This window comes from Metapseudomonas phytobenefica (assembly GCF_043392685.1).
Lineage (GTDB): Bacteria > Pseudomonadota > Gammaproteobacteria > Pseudomonadales > Pseudomonadaceae > Metapseudomonas.
In genome coordinates this window covers 12,284-27,563 of sequence record NZ_JBHZGM010000040.1, presented here as the reverse complement: position 1 = coordinate 27,563, position 15,280 = coordinate 12,284, and the positions used below count along the sequence as shown (strand labels likewise).

Annotated in this window: 8 protein-coding genes; 4 read left to right on the top strand and 4 right to left on the bottom strand. The window is 65.0% G+C overall.

Annotated features, from left to right (window positions below; all coding sequences use genetic code 11):
* The first annotated feature begins 159 nt into the window (after nucleotides 1–159).
* A complete protein-coding gene (locus ACFW0B_RS23280) occupies nucleotides 160–2,937 on the top strand; it encodes a diguanylate cyclase (protein ID WP_449151346.1) in 2,778 nt (925 codons plus the stop codon).
* 33 nt (nucleotides 2,938–2,970) lie between these two features.
* Here the strand turns inward: ACFW0B_RS23280 and dacB are convergent, their stop codons facing one another.
* A complete protein-coding gene (gene dacB, locus ACFW0B_RS23275; RefSeq protein WP_449151345.1) occupies nucleotides 2,971–4,428 on the bottom strand; it encodes a D-alanyl-D-alanine carboxypeptidase/D-alanyl-D-alanine endopeptidase in 1,458 nt (485 codons plus the stop codon).
* Between the two features lie 224 nt (nucleotides 4,429–4,652).
* On the opposite strand from dacB, the gene ACFW0B_RS23270 reads away from it, so the two are divergent.
* Complete coding sequence (locus ACFW0B_RS23270) at nucleotides 4,653–4,994, top strand: YggL 50S ribosome-binding family protein (RefSeq protein ID WP_449151344.1); 342 nt, start codon at nucleotides 4,653–4,655, stop codon at nucleotides 4,992–4,994.
* A 231-nt stretch (nucleotides 4,995–5,225) separates the two neighbouring features.
* Here ACFW0B_RS23270 and ACFW0B_RS23265 read toward each other — a convergent pair whose 3' ends face one another.
* On the bottom strand, nucleotides 5,226–8,180 hold the full coding sequence (locus ACFW0B_RS23265) for an HD domain-containing phosphohydrolase (protein ID WP_449151343.1): 2,955 nt from the start codon (nucleotides 8,178–8,180) through the stop codon (nucleotides 5,226–5,228).
* Nucleotides 8,181–8,536: 356 nt separating this feature from the next.
* Between ACFW0B_RS23265 and ACFW0B_RS23260 the strand changes: the two genes are divergently transcribed.
* A complete protein-coding gene (locus tag ACFW0B_RS23260; protein WP_449151355.1) occupies nucleotides 8,537–9,205 on the top strand; it encodes a response regulator in 669 nt (222 codons plus the stop codon).
* Nucleotides 9,206–9,213: 8 nt separating this feature from the next.
* The gene (locus ACFW0B_RS23255) at nucleotides 9,214–12,834 is read left to right on the top strand and encodes a transporter substrate-binding domain-containing protein (RefSeq protein ID WP_449151342.1); all 3,621 of its coding nucleotides are present in this window, start codon (nucleotides 9,214–9,216) and stop codon (nucleotides 12,832–12,834) included.
* Between the two features lie 12 nt (nucleotides 12,835–12,846).
* On the opposite strand, the gene ACFW0B_RS23250 is transcribed toward ACFW0B_RS23255, so the two are convergent.
* Both ACFW0B_RS23250 and ACFW0B_RS23245 read right to left on the bottom strand, forming a co-directional pair.
* On the bottom strand, nucleotides 12,847–13,911 hold the full coding sequence (locus ACFW0B_RS23250) for an FUSC family protein (protein ID WP_449151341.1): 1,065 nt from the start codon (nucleotides 13,909–13,911) through the stop codon (nucleotides 12,847–12,849).
* 25 nt (nucleotides 13,912–13,936) lie between these two features.
* A complete protein-coding gene (locus tag ACFW0B_RS23245) occupies nucleotides 13,937–15,268 on the bottom strand; it encodes a deoxyguanosinetriphosphate triphosphohydrolase (protein ID WP_449151340.1) in 1,332 nt (443 codons plus the stop codon).
* Nucleotides 15,269–15,280: the final 12 nt, after the last annotated feature.

Sequence of the window (15,280 nt, the reverse complement as noted above, 5' to 3'; positions counted from 1 at the left end):
TCGCTTCCAGCGCTCCGAGCGATCCCCCGGGGTTCCGGCTGTCCGGCGTTTGCCTTGGACGGTCGGCTGCCCGTGCGCGCTCCTAGGCAAAGTGCCACCACCTGACTATGTTGATGCTCACAGGGATGGTATTTCCACACCCATATTCGAGAAGTGAGCATGCAGTCGCTTGCGTCGGAAAAACTGCCCCTGTCGGCAATGCTGACCGGCCGCGCGCTGGTGTGGCTGGTCTGCCTGCTGGCGGTCTTCGGCGGTGCGGCGCTTAGTTTCCTGCTCAGCCAGGCGGTGCGCGACGCCGAAGAGAACCAGTTGCGTGCGCGTTTCAACCTGGCTGCTGGCGAACGTATCAGCCGCATCCAGGAGCGTCTGGACGCTCAGCTCAAGGAGCTGGATGCCGTCCAGCGCTTTTTCAGCAATTCTCGTGAAGTCACCCTTGGCGAATTCCAGGGATTCGTCGGTCCGTTGCTGGGCGACACCCTGGCCTATTCCTGGGTGCCGCGAATCGCCGGAAGCGAGCGGGAGCAATTCGAGGCCCGCGCTCGTGAAGAGGGAATGGCCGGCTTCGTCATCCGCGACCTGAAGGGCGATAGCCTGGTGGTGAGCCCGCCCCGGCAGGAGTATTTCCCGGTCTACTACAGCGTGACCTCGCGTATCGACCAGGTGCCGCTGGGGTTGGATCTGAACTCCAGTCCGGCGCGCCGCGCCGCCATCGCCAAGGCGCGGAGCGGCCACGGCGTCAGCGTTACCGAGCGGGTGCGGGTGATGGGCGTGGTGGAGCGAGAGAGCAGCGGCGTGGTCATGCTGGCGCCGGTCTACGACGGCAGTCCGCCAAGCGATGAGCGCCTGCGCGGTTTCGTGGTGTCGGTGCTCAGCCTCAACCTTGAGATGGAAGCCGCCATCGCGCCGGACAACCTGGCGAGCCTGGTGGTGCGCGTCAGCGATGTCAGCGAGGATGGCCGCGAGCAACTGATCTACCAGAGCGCGGTGGCTCCAGCGAGCGATCTGTCGCAACGTCGCGTGTTGCCCTTTGGCGACCGCCAGTACCTGTTGGAGGTGGTGCCCAGCGCGGACTTCCTCGCCGAGGAGACGTTGTCCACGGCCGATCTGGTGGCGATCAGCGGCCTGGTATTCACGCTGCTGCTGGCGGGCTACCTGCTGCTGATGGTCAACCAGCGGCAGAACGCCCTGGCGCTGGTGGCCGAGCGCACCGAAGCGCTGCGCGAGCGCGAAATCGAACTGCAGCTCAGCGAGGAACGCTGGAGCTTCGCCCTGGATGGCGCCGGGCACGGTGTCTGGGACTGGGAACCCCAGGCCGGACGCTTCTTCCTCTCCCGTGGCTGGAAAACCATGCTCGGCTATGGCGAGGACGAGGTGAATGACAGCCTGGAAGCGCGCGGGCGGCTGATCCATCCCCAGGACCAGCCACTGGCGCAGGCCGAGCTGGAACGCCACCTGCGCGGCGACAGCGCGGTGTACCAGAGCCAGCACCGCATGCTGCACAAGGATGGTCGCTGGATCTGGGTGCTGGAGCGCGGAAAGGTGGTGGAGCGGGGCGCTGATGGCCTGCCCCAGCGGATGATCGGCACCCAGACCGACATCAGCTCCAGCAAGGCGGTGGAACTGCAACTGGCCATGGCGAACGGCCAGCTCCGCAGCCTGCTGAACGCCGCTACCCAGGTCGCGATCATCAGCACGGACCTGCGCGGTGCCATCCTCCAGTTCAACGTCGGCGCCGAGCGGATGTTCGGCTACCGGGCCATGGAAATGATTGGCCGGCATCCGGTGGTGGTGCATCTGGAGAGCGAGGTGGCGGAGCGTTGTCGCGCGCTCGGACGGCGCCTGGGCAAGCCGGTCCCGGATTTCCAGGCCTATATGGAAGAGGTCACGGCGGACGACCACTACGACGAACAGGAATGGACCTTCCAACGCCGCGATGGCAGTCGCCTCATCGGCAGCCTGATCCTTACCGGCGTGCGTGACGAGCGTGACGTGCTGGTGGGTTACCTCGGGGTGGCGATCGACATCACCGAACGCAAGCACGTGCAGCAGGCCCTGGAGGCCCGTGATCGCCTGCTGGAGAAGCTCAGCGCGCGGGTGCCCGGCGTGCTCTACCAGTTCCGCATGGAGCCGAACGAGCATTTCAGCTTCCCGTACACCAGCGCCGGCATCCGCGAAGTCTTCGAAGTGGAGCCGGAAACGGTGCGGGACGATGCGGTGGGCCTGTTAGAGCGCGTCCATCCCGATGACCTGGAGCGGGTGCAGAGCTCGATCCGCCGCTCCGCCGAACTGCTCACGCCCTGGCGCGAGGATTTCCGCGTGCTGCTGCCGCGCCAGGGCCTGCGCTGGCTGCGCGGGGAATCGGTACCCGAGCGCGGGGACGATGGCGCCGTGCTCTGGCATGGCTACATCACCGACATCACCGGGCTCAAGCTGGTGGAGCAGGAGTTGCGTGCGCTCTCGGTCACCGATGCCCTGACCGGTGTCTACAACCGGCGCTACTTCCAGGAACGCCTGGACCTGGAGATCGCTCGCGCCGAGCGCCGGGAAGGTCCGCTGGCGCTGGTGATGCTGGATGTCGATCACTTCAAGCAGATCAATGACTGCCATGGCCACGAGGCCGGGGACCGGGTGCTCAGGGCGCTGTGCAAGCGGGTCGGCGAGCGCCTGCGGCGCATTGATGTGTTGTGCCGGCTGGGCGGCGAAGAGTTCGTCGTGCTCTGCCCCGACACCAATGTCGAGCAGGCATTCCAGGTCGCCCAGGCGCTATGGCAGGCGCTGGCGAAGGAGAGCGTGGAGGGGGTAGGGCAGGTGACCGCCAGCTTCGGCTGTGCCGCCTGGCGCGAGGGGGAGGATGCCGATGATCTGCTGCGGCGCGTGGATGCCGCCGTCTATGCGGCGAAGCAGGCGGGACGCAACCAGATCCGTATCGCGGAATGAACGATGGCCACCCGCACGGGGCGGCCATCGGCGTCAGTTGGCGCCGGCCACGCTTCTGGGCTGGCGGTACAGGTCCACCAGCACCTGATCGAGGATCGCCGACGCGCCCCAGGGGCGTGAGTCGTTGAGGATCGCCACCACGGCCCAGGTGTTGCCATTGCTGTCGCGGCTGAAACCGGCGATGGCACGGACCGTGTTCAGGGTGCCGGTCTTGATGTGGGCTTCACCTTCCAGGGCCGTGCGGCGCAGGCGCTTGCGCATGGTGCCATCCATCGCCACCAGCGGCAGCGAGGAAATGAACTCGGCGGCGTAGGGGCTTTGCCAGGCGGCCTGGAGGATGGTGGCCAGCTCGCGGGCGCTGACTCGCTCATTGCGCGACAGGCCCGAACCGTTCTCCATCACCAGATGCGGCGCGGTGATGCCCTTCTTCGCCAGCCAGTTGCGGATCACCCGTTGCGCGGCCTTGGCGTCGTCGCCATCGGCAGCGGTGCGGTAGTGCGCGCCGATGCTGAGGAACAGCTGCTGGGCCATGGTGTTGTTGCTGTACTTGTTGATGTCGCGGATGACTTCAACCAGGTCCGGGGAGAAGGCGCGGGCCAGCAGTTTGGCGTTCTTGGGCACGTCGCCCAGGCGGTCCTTGCCGTGGATGGTGCCGCCCAGCTCTTTCCAGAACGCACGCACGGCGCCGGCGGCGTAGCCCGGATGATCGAGCAGCGACATGTAGGTCTGGGCGCTGCAGCCCTCCGGCAGCTTGCCGCTGGCGATCAGGGTGGTGCCGTCGAACTGGCTCACCGGGTTGTAGCGCACGTCGGGCCAGGAGGGGCACTTGGCGGCCTTGGTCACCTGCAGCTTGTTTTCGATGCGGATGTTCTCCAGCGGCGGCTCCATCGCCAGGCTGACCTTGCCGCCTTCGGCGCGGGCGATCAGGCGCACGGCCTTGAGGTTGACCAGCAGCGAGTCCGGGCCGACCAGGAAGGGCTTGTTTTCGTCGCCGCCATCGTCGTTGAAGGACGGCAGCTGCGGGGGGACGAAGTAGCTGCGATCCAGCACCAGGTCGCCGATGACCTCGCGTACGCCGTTGGCGCGCAGGTCGCGCATCATCAGCCAGAGCTTTTCCATGTTCAGCTTGGGATCACCGCCACCCTTGAGGTAGAGGTTGCCGTTGAGCACGCCGTTCTTCACCGGACCGTCGGCGTAGAACTCGGTCTTCCATTGATAGGTGGGGCCGAGCAGCTCCAGGGCGGCGTAGGTGGTGATCAGCTTCATAGTGGACGCCGGGTTCACCGATACATCGGCGTTGACCAGCGTCTGGGCGCCCGAGCCGGTGAGCGGCAGGGTCACCAGGGATAGCGAGTTGGCGGAAATCTTGTTGGCGGCGAGGGCCTTCTGCACCTTGGCGGGAAGGCTGGTGTTGACCTGGGCAGCGGACAGCGGCAGGGCAACGGGGAGGATCAGGGCGGCGACGGCAAGGGTACGAATGGACTTGAACATCAATGCTTGCCCTCCTGGCGAGGGCGGGTGACGAAAGAAGATGACATGGCAACTGTTCCCACGAAGGTTCGGGAAATCGGCGCATTATGCCGTAACCCAGTCCCGACTGTGCGAGTTCGAGACTCATTTCGTCCGTAAGTGCAACCAGGGATGCACCGCGAGCGGGCAAGTTGCGACGGAAGCTGCTAGAGTGCCGCCCGTCATTTCTGCCGAGGAACTGCCTGATGGCTACCAATCGCTCCCGCCGCCTGCGCAAGAAGCTTTGCGTCGATGAATTCCAGGAACTGGGTTTCGAACTCACCCTCAACTACAAGGAGGGTCTGGAGTCGGAAGCGGTTTCAGCGTTCTTCGAGCGTTTCATCGACGAAGCGATCGAAAGCAACGGCCTGGGCTTCATCGGTGCCGAGGACTACGGTTTCGTTTGCCTCGGCAAGCGTGGTTCGGTAACCGCCGAACAGCGTTCCCAGGTGGAAGCCTGGCTGCAGAAGGGCCACGCCGAGCTGGCCGGTTCCACCGTCAGCCCGCTGATCGACGTGTGGTACCCGGAGAATCCGGTCAACGCCTGAGTGCGATGACGGAAAGAAGGAGGGCGCCTATTGGCGCCCTTTTTGTTGTCTGCGTCTTGTGAGCGAATTCATTCGCGATTGACTCGCTCTTACAGGCAAATCGTAGCCCGTATGAAATCCGGGAGAGGCGGTGGGATTTCCCCGGATTTCATCTGAAGGGATGGAACTGTCTTGTGCTGCTTGGTTGCCTTCTCCCTGAAGGGTGAGGGAGTAGATCGACCTTGCAGCGATTCAGGCCAGACCCGCCTTCGCCAGAATCGCCGCTTCGTCCACCTGGTCGATCTGCTCCGGCCTGAGGAAGCGCCGTGCGTAGTCCATGTACACCCCGGAGCGGACGAACAGGCCGAACAGGTCGGGGTCGATGTGGGCGCTGCGGCACATGCCGGTCATGATCCCCAGGGATTCGCTGAGGGTCTTGCCCTTCTTGTAGGGGCGGTCCACCGCCGTCAGCGCTTCAAAGATGTCGGCAATAGCCATCATCCGCGCTGGAAGGCTCATTTCTTCGCGGGTCAGGCGTTTTGGGTAGCCGCTGCCGTCCATCTTCTCGTGATGCCCGCCGGCGATCTCCGGCACGTTCGTCAGATGCGCAGGGAAGGGCAGGTGGTTGAGCATCAGGATGGTCTGCACGATGTGGTGGTTGATGATGTAGCGCTCTTCCTCGGTCAGGGTGCCGCGGCTGACGGAGAGGTTGTGCAGCTCGCCCCGATTGAACTTGTACTCGGGCACCTGCAGCTTGAAGCCCCAGGGGTTGTCCGGCGGTATCAGTTCGGTGGCGGGGCGCTCGATGAGATGGTCGGGCCGGTCGGCCAGCAGGTTTTCCTCCACCGGCAATGCTTGTGGCGGCGTGCGGGCCAGGCGCTGCACCTCCTCCCAGGACACTCCCAGACGGTTATCCAGGGTGCGGGTCCAGGTGCGGGCAGCGATGCTTTTCAGGCGTTCCTGGTCGGCTTCGGCCATGGATTCGCCACCCAGGTTGCAGCGGGCGACGAAGGCGAAGTCGTCGTCCAGCGCGGCCAGCTCAGCGTCCCGCAGCTGCGCCTGTTCGTGCTCATCGGCGCCCTGGGCGAGGGCCTGCCAGTAGCGCACCCAGGCATCGCGCTTGAGCACTTCGAAGCGGGTGCGGATTTCATGGATGCGGTCGTTCAGGGTTTCCAGCTTGGTGGCCTTGTCGACCACGTACTCGGGGGTGGTCACCTTGCCGCAATCGTGCAGCCAGGCGGCGATGTGCAGGGCTTCCCATTCTTCGTCCGTGGGCTGGAATCCGCGGAATGGCGTCTCGTTGCTGGCGGCGGCGGCACGGGCCAGCATCAGGGTGATTTCCGGTACGCGCTGGCAGTGCCCGCCGGTGTAGGGGCTCTTGGCGTCGATGGCGCCGGCCATCAGCTGGATGAAGGCGTCCAGCAATTGCTTCTGTTTCTCCAGCAGGCGCTGGCTTTCGATGCACAGCGCGGCGACGCCGGAGATGGCTTCGACGAAGGCAATGCGTTGCGGTCTGAGGATGGCGGGGCGAGCTTCGTCGCCCGTGTCGCGGTGCAGCAGGACCAGCACGCCAATGGTGATGCCCTGGCGGTTCTGCAGGCCGGTGCAGACCAGGTGAACCCGCGGGCTTTCCAGGGTTTTCAACAGGTCCCGGTAGGCGCCGGCCTGATCAAAGCCGAACGAGTACACCTGGCTGGGGCCGCCGTGGGACGGCAGGTCGAGCCAGTGCGGCATGGCCGGGCCTTCGAGGTCGAAGCCGCGGATGCCGTGGGCTTCCAGGTCCTGCTCCTGATTGTTGAGGAACAGGCCGTGGGGCTCCAGGCGGCCCTTCTGGCTGTCGATCAGGTAAAGCAGACCGCCGGAGGCTTCGCTGATGTCGATGGTTTCGTCCAGGACGCGGCGTAGCAGGTTGTCGAAGCGGTTCTCCGCCGAGAGGCTGGAGGCGATTTCCAGGAAGCTGGAGATGGTTTCCTTCATCCGCGCCATGGAAACGGCCAGCTGGTCCACCTCCAGCACCGGCGAGCGTCCCATGGCGGGCAGGCTGAAATTGAAGCTGCGAATGGCTTCGGCCTGGATCACCAGCGCCTGCAGCGGTTTGACCACGATGCGCGAAAGCAGGATGCCGAGCGGGATGCACAAAAGCAGGATGGCCAGCGTCAGTATCGCGCTCTGCCAGCGGATACGGTAGGCATCGTCCAGCAGTTCGTCCTCGGGGGCGAGGATGGCCAGTTGCAGGCCCTCGGGCCCACCTTCGGCGATACGCTGGCGCGCGATGATCCAGCGGCGATCAGCGATCTCCGCGCTGGTGCGCAGGTCTTCTTCGCCGGCAAGGCCGATCAGGGCGGCGAGTGGCGGGCTGAAGTCCTTCACCTCGCCCAGCTCGGGCGCGCCGTTGATGCGTTTGACCAGTTTGCTGGTGTCGGGGTAGGCAACCGCGCGGCCGTCGGGCTGGTACAGGACCACTTCGGTCGAGGGCGTGACCCGGTGGCCGGCCAGCGTGGCGGACAGGTCGTCCAGGGTCAGGTCGGCGCCGACCACCGCATCGCTGCCGCCGGGGCGTGCCAGGGTCGTGCCGACTACGCCGCTGGAGAAGAACACATAGGGGGCCGTGGAGATCGGCTCATCCCTTTCCAGCGCCCTGTAGAACCAGGGGCGGCTGCGCGGATCGTAGCGCTCCTTCAGTTCCTGGCGGCGGACTATCTCATTGAGCTGGCCGTCGAAGAAGAAGGTCAGGGAACGGGCGCGCGACAGGTTGTCCCGCTCGATGCTCCAGACCTGATAGACCGCATCCGGCGGGGCATTCAAGGTCTTTCTCAGCGCCTCGTTGCGCAGGTGGCGGACCATGAAGAAGTCGCCATCGTCATAGCCGACGTAGAGTGCCGCCAGCTTGGGATTGTCCTGCAGGGCCTGGGTCAGGGGGCGGAGCAGGATGTCCAGGCGGTCGAAGCTGTTCAGGCGTTGGTGGGTGCCGCCCAGGGCCAGCAGGTTGAGCAGGTGATAGGTGGGTTGGTAGGTCTGCCGCAGGTCGGTTTCCACTTCCTGGCTGATGCGGTCGAAGAGTTCATCACTGCTGGAAAGGATGATCTGGCTGGTCTGACGATAATTGAACAGGCCCAGGACCACACCGGTGAGCAATAGCAGCAAGGTGAACAGCGCACTGATGTGCACGTGCAGCGGAAAGCGACGCTCAGCGAACTTTTGCGGCATTGCAGCAGCTCCTTGACTCGATCCCTGAGGGGCTAATGGAGCATACATGAGGCTTGCGACGGTCGTCGTGCAATTTGCCATGGGGCGGGGGCTGTCGGCTGGCGCCCGGGGTGGCCGGAAATGATGTAGTGCCACCTTTCCCGGGAGCACGGGGGGGCATGGAAATGACCGTCATCTGCCTGGAACCGAGCACCTATCGTTGCTGATATCAGCTCTTCGCTGTAGGAGGAAACGCAAGGAGGGGTAGGTCGATTCCTGAATGCGGTGACCGGTCTGTTTCGGGGGTCGACAGTGCAAGTCGCTTCTCTATCTTGGCAGCCACCAAACCGCGCCAAGGGAGCGATGCTGTGAGCAAAATGGTCAATCTGGATGATTTCTTCGAACCTGAAAGCGAGTCCGCCTACAAGGTGATGATCGTCGACGATCACCCGGTCATTCGCCTTGCCGTACGCCTGCTGCTGGATCGCGAAGGTTACGCAGTCGTCGCGGAGACGGATAACGGTGTGGATGCCATCGCCCTGGCGCGTGAGCACCAGCCGGATATGGTGATCCTCGACATCGGTATTCCCAAGCTCGGCGGCCTGGATGTCATCGCCCGCCTGCAAGCGCTGGACCTGCCGCTGCGGGTGCTGGTGCTGACCGGGCAGAACCCCAACCACTATGCGACGCGCTGCATGCAGGCCGGCGCCGCGGGCTTCGTCTGCAAGGAGGGCGACCTCGCCGAATTGACCGCGGCGGTGCGCGCGGTCCTGTCCGGCTACAGCTACTTCCCCAGCGACGTGATCAGGTCCGGCAAGCGCCAGGTCGGTCTCCCTGACGAGAACGAGATGATCGAGCATCTGTCGGACCGCGAACTGGTGGTGCTCAAGCTCCTCGCCAACGGCTATAGCAACAAGGAGATTGCCGAGGAGATGTTCATCAGCAACAAGACGGTCAGCACCTACAAGACCCGCCTGCTCCTCAAGCTCAACGCCCGTTCCCTGATCGAACTGGTGGAGTTCGCCAACCGCAACGCCCTGGTCTGATCGTCCCCATGCGTTCTTTCGCCCTGTTCATCTGCGTCCTGCTCGCAGGCGCGCTGCTGTCGCCGAGCTGCATGGCGGACGATCAACGCAGCCTGGAATTGCTGGGGCGTTCCCAGGCCCGGGACCTGCAAGTGCCGCTAGAGGAACGGGACAGGAGCTGGCTGCGGGAGAAGCGCGTCCTGCGGATCGGCACCAACGAGCCTGATTTCCCGCCGTTCGACATCACCGCCAGTGGCCAGGATTACGAAGGCGTGACGGCGGACTTCCTGCGGCTGATCACCCAGTCCATCGGCGTCGAGACCGAGGTGGTGCGTTTTGCCGACCGGGAGATGGCCCGCAACGCCCTGCGCAACGGAGAGATCGACCTGCTGGGCAACAGCATGGACGGTGAAGCCTCGAGCCCCGGCCTGTCCCAGACTGTCGCCTACATGCAGCAGCAGCCGGTGATGGTGACCCGCATCGACGACCGGCGCGCCGCCTCGGGAAACCTCGGCGGGCTGCGTCTGGCCTATTCCGCGGAAGGTCCGGGCCTGGAAAAGCTCTACCAGGCCTATCCCGATGCGCGTCTGTTGCGCTACGACTCGGTGCGCAGCGCACTGCAGTCGGTGGCATTCGACCAGAGCGATGTCTTCATCGGCGATGCCATCGCCGCCAACTACCTGATAAGTCAGGGCTATCTCATCAACCTGCGCATGACCAACTTCGCCGGGTTCGAGGGCGTGGGCGTGGGTTTTTCAGTGGCCAGGGGCAATGAGCGCCTGCTGCGGATTCTGGACACGGCGATCACCGCGATCCCGGACAGCATGCGCGCCGAGATCGTGAAACGCTGGGGCGGCGGCTCGGGCATGTTCCTGGACAATCTTCGCCCTCAGCTAACCAAGCGCGAATTGCACTGGCTGGAAGAACATGGTCCCGCCCGTCTGGTGGTCGATGAAACCTTCGAGCCCATGACTTTCTTCAACAGCCAGGGTCGTTTCCGCGGCATCGTGCCGGACCTCCTGAATCTGATCCGCCAGCGGACGGGGCTGGAGTTCGAGGTCCACGCACGCTCCTCGGCCCGGGACATGCTTGCCGACCTGCACGCCCGACGGGCCGACATGGCCGCCACGCTGTTCCCCACTCCCGAGCGCAGCCACGGGCTCAGCTTTACCCGCCCGTACTTCAGCACCAGTAGCGTGCTGGTGGTGCGCAACTCCGACAACAGCCCGCAGGGACTCGATGACCTCGACGGGCGCATGCTTGCCGTTCCGGCCGGGCATTCGCTGATCCCGTACATTCGCGAGCACTATCCCAAGGTGCTGCTACAGGAGGTAGATACCGGCATCAAGGGACTTTCTGGCGTAGTGGAAGGCCGGTTCGACGCAGCACTGCATGCGATGGCATCGTCCACCTTCCTGATCAGCCGCTACTATCCGGGGCGGCTCCGCATCGCTGACACCGTAGGCCGGGATCCGGGCCGCTTCGCCTTCGCCGTTTCCCGTGACGCGCCTGAACTGCAGAGCATCCTCGACAAGGCATTGCTGTCCATTTCCCCGAACGAGCTGGGTAACATCATCAACCGCTGGTACACCCGGGTCGAAGACGTTGATAGCCGCTGGATTGAGTACCGGGCCCGGCTCTATCAGGTGGGTTTCGTCTTTCTGTTCGTGGCAATGGCGTTTGCCGCCTGGGTGCTCTACCTGCGTCGCCAGGTCCGCCGGCGTGAGCGGGAACAGCGTCGCCTGAACGACCAGTTGGCCTTCAAGCGTTCGCTGATCGACGGGATTCCCTTTCCGCTGCTGGTACGGGACCTGGACGGCTGCACCATCACCTGCAACCGCAGTTTCATCGAAGCCATCGGCGTGCCGCGTGAGGCGTTGATCGGCCGGCGGCTGACCAGCGTGGAGGGGCTGCAGGCCGATGCCGGAGGGGTGCTGGGGGGACTGGAGGAGCTGAGCCGGCATGCCTTGGAAGAAGGGGAGGCGCAGTTCCGCGACCAGCCGTTGCACCTGCGCGACCGCGTGTTGGAGGTCTCCTGCTGGGCGATTCCCTATCGCGATGCCAGGCAGCGCGTCCGGGGCCTGATCTGTGGCTGGGTGGACATCACCGAGCGCAACCGTCTGATGGACGAGCTGCGCCAGGCCAAGGAGCAGGCGGAAGCGGCCAATATTGCGAAGAGCAGTTTCCTCGCCACCATGAGCCACGAGATCCGGACGCCGCTGAACGCCATCACCGGCATGCTCGAACTGGCGCTGAAACGCGAGTGTCCGGATCGGGAGGCGATCCGCGTGGCGCGAAGCTCGGCCGACTCCCTGCTGGCCCTGATCGGCGACATCCTCGACATCGCCAAGATCGAGTCCGGGCGCATGACACTGGAGCCCGACCGTCAGTCGCCCTGTGCGCTGACCGAGTCGGTGATCCGGGTATTCGAGGGAATGGCGCGGCAGAAGGGGCTGCACCTGTCGCTGAACCTGGATATCCAGAGCGGGGACGATGTGCTGGTGGACCCGTCCTGCTACAAGCAGATTCTCTCGAACCTCGTCAGCAATGCGATCAAGTTCACCGATCAGGGTGCCATCTGCGTGGATCTTGCCGTTCGCCCGCTGGATGAGGAGCGGCTGCAGCTGACGCTGGTGGTCGCGGACAGCGGGATCGGCATTGCCGAGGAAGACCAGAAGCGACTGTTCCAGCCATTCACCCAGGTGACAGGCAGCATGAATGCGGGGCGCGGCGGCACCGGTCTGGGCCTGAGCATCTGCCGCCGTCTGGTGGACATGATGGAAGGCCAACTGGAAATGCGCAGCGAGACGGGGGTCGGAACGCGGATTGCTGTGAGCCTGTGCCTGCCACGGCTGGAGCCGCTGCCGGCGGTCGCGGAGGCCCCGGAGGTTCGCGAACTGCCCGCCGGCGCCCTGCATGTGCTGGTGGTGGACGATCACCCGATCAACCGCATGATGCTGGTGCAGCAGCTGGAGCAGTTGGGCCAGAAGGCGCAGCAGGCGAGGAACGGCGAAGAGGCGCTGCGTTTGTGGATGGCCTCGGCATTCGACCTGCTCATTACCGACTGCAACATGCCGGTGATGGATGGTTACGAGCTGGCGCAGCGTATCCGCAAGTTCGAGCGTGAAGGTGATGCGTATCCGGCGCTGATCGTCGGCCTTACCGCCAATGCCCAGCCGGAGGAGCTGGCGCGCTGCCGCGAAGCCGGGATGGACGACTGTCTGTTCAAACCCATCGGCCTCGAAGGCCTGCAGCGTTACCTGTTGCGGGTGGTTGACCCCGATGCCGGAGCGGGCTGGAGCGAGCAGTCCGTCCGTTTCGATCTCAGCCTGCTGGATCGTGCCACCGGGGGATCTGCCGACGTGGCGCGCCAGCTGCTGCAAGAACTGCACAAGGCCAACGAGGCCGATGCCCAGGAGATGGCGGCCTTGCTGCGCGAGGAGCGCTGGGACGACCTCGAGCGCCTCGTGCACAAGATCAAGGGGGCAATGGAGTTGATCGATGCGCAGCCGCTGCTCGCCCATTGCATTGCCTTCGGTGCTGCCCATGGACGCGGCGCCGAAGCCACCGACCTGATGCGTCTGGGCGAAGCCATAGGGAAAAGCCTTGGTGGCCTGCAGCGAGAGCTTGAGCAACTGCTGGGCGACTGAAGACTCAACTGTTCAGTCGCCCTGGGGCGCGGCGACCATTCGCGGTGCGGGAGTGGCCCAGCGCAGGCGTGCGCGGTGGGCGAGATAGGCCACCAGCAGCGCCAGTCCAGTCCCCAGAAGCGTGTTGTAGAGACGAAGTTCGGGCAGGTGCCAGTCGCTGGAAAGGCTCTCTGCCAGCAGCACGAAACACAGGGTGGTCTGCACCACGAACAGGCCGTAGTGATGGGCGATGTAGGCGCGGCTGAGCACGATCAGCAGCAGCATGCAGACCACCAGCGGTGCCGGGCCCTGCAGCCAGCTGCCGAGGCCGATCAGGATCAGTGCCCCGACAAGACTGCCGAGGCAGCGCTGGATGCCACGCTCCAGGCTGCTGTTGAGATCCATCTGGAGGGTGGTCATCACCGTCAACGTCAGCCAGTAGCCCCGTGGCAGTCCGGACAGGTTGACCGTCAGGCCGGCCAGCGCACATGCCAGGCTGCAAGCCAGCGCATGGATCAGCCAGAGGCGTTGGGGCAGACGCCGGGCGTGGCGACGCATGACCCGCGCGAACTTGCCCAGACGCGGCATCAGTGGCCACAGTCGCATCCCCCGGAATGCACGCAAGGCGAACGCCAGCAGCATCACCCAGAGCCCGCCGATGGCGAACAGGGCACCCACCGCCAGGCCGTTGTGCAAGTTGCCGAGCCCCGCCTGGCCCTGACCCAGGCAAAGGCAGGCCGCCAGCCCCACACCCAGCTTGCCGAGCTCAGTGCCATAGCGCTGCATCACCGCCAGCAACAGCCCCATGAAGGCGAAGCCAGCGAGGCTCAGCAACGGATGGCTCGCGACCCAGAAGCCCATCCCGGCGGCGATTGCCCCCAAACTTGTGGGCAGGCTCATGCGCAACATGCCGAGACGATGGTAGGGGTTGGCCAGGGCGGCCTGGAACGCACCGGTGGCGGCCCAGAGGAAGCCGCTGTGGCTGGTGAACAGGCCCAGCAGCAGCGGCAGGCCGCAGCCCATGCCCGCCATCAGGGCAGGGCCCCAGGCGGGCGGGCCGGCATGCCAGCCAAGGCTTCGACTGAGCAGGTTGCGCATCGACACGGCTCCTGAAGACGCTGGATCAGGTCGGGCTGGAGCGCCCGGTCATCTCACGGGCCATTTCGGTAGCGTAGCTGTCGGTCATCCCGGCGATGAAGTCGATGACTCGGATGAACGCGCGATAGAGCGGCCAGTCGGGATCGGGGGCGTTGTTGCCGAGCAGATCGAGGATGCGCCGGTGCTTGAACGACGGTGAACGCCCGCCGTGTTGCTCCAGTGCCGCGCCGCAGAAGGCGTTGAGGAGGATCTCCAGCGTCGTGTAGGCGCCGATCTCGTGGAGCGTCTTGCGCTTGTCCTGGAATATCTTCTCGCGGGCGATGGCCTTGGCGCGGAGTACGCAGCGCTTGGCCGGGCCGTGCATGTGTTCTACCAGGTCACCCTGCAGGCTGCCGGCGAGCAAGGCGTCATGCTGATCGACGAAGGCACGGGCGGCGGCATTGGTCAGGTGCTCGATGGCCTTGCCGCGCAGGATGGCCAGCTTGCGCCGGCGGGAATCCCTCGGGCCAAGCTGGCGGTAGGTTTCCGGCAGGTCGTCGCCCACCAGGCCGAGGAGCAATGCTTCGACCTCCTGGTAATCCAGCAGATCCATTTCCAGGCCGTCTTCCAGGTCGATGAGGGCGTAGCAGATGTCGTCGGCCGCCTCCATCAGGTAGACCAGCGGATGGCGCGCCCAGCGGTGTTCGTCGACGCGCGGCAGTTCCAGCTTGGTGGCGATCTGCTCCAGCAACGGCAGCTCGCTCTGGTAGCAGCCGAACTTGTGCTTCTTGTAGCCCAGGGCTTCGGCGTGGCGCGACGTCCAGGGGTATTTCAGGTAGGTGCCGAGGGTGGCGTAGGTCAGGCGCATGCCACCGTCGAACTGGTGATACTCCAGCTGGGTCAGCACCCGCAGGCCTTGGGCATTGCCCTCGAAACTGAGGAAGTCGGCGCGTTCGGCATCGCTCATGGCGTCCAGCCAGCCCCTTCCGGCGGCCTGCTCGAACCAGTGGCGGATGGCATCCTCGCCGGAGTGGCCGAACGGCGGGTTGCCGATGTCGTGGGCCAGGCAGGCCGACTGGACGATGACGCCGAGGTCCGAAGGCTCGCACCAGTCCGGCAGCGTGTCGCGCAGCGTTTCGCCCACGCGCATGCCCAGGGAGCGCCCGACGCAGCTCACTTCCAGTGAGTGGGTCAGGCGCGTGTGGATGTGGTCGTTGCTGGAGACCGGGTGCACCTGGGTCTTGCGTCCGAGACGCCGGAAGGCGCCGGAGAAGATGATGCGGTCGTGATCCTTGTGGAAGGGGCTGCGGCCCAGCTCATCGGTGCTGTGCACCGGTTTGCCAAGGCGTTCGCGGGTGAGCAGGGTCTGCCAGTCCAAGGCCTGTCCTCG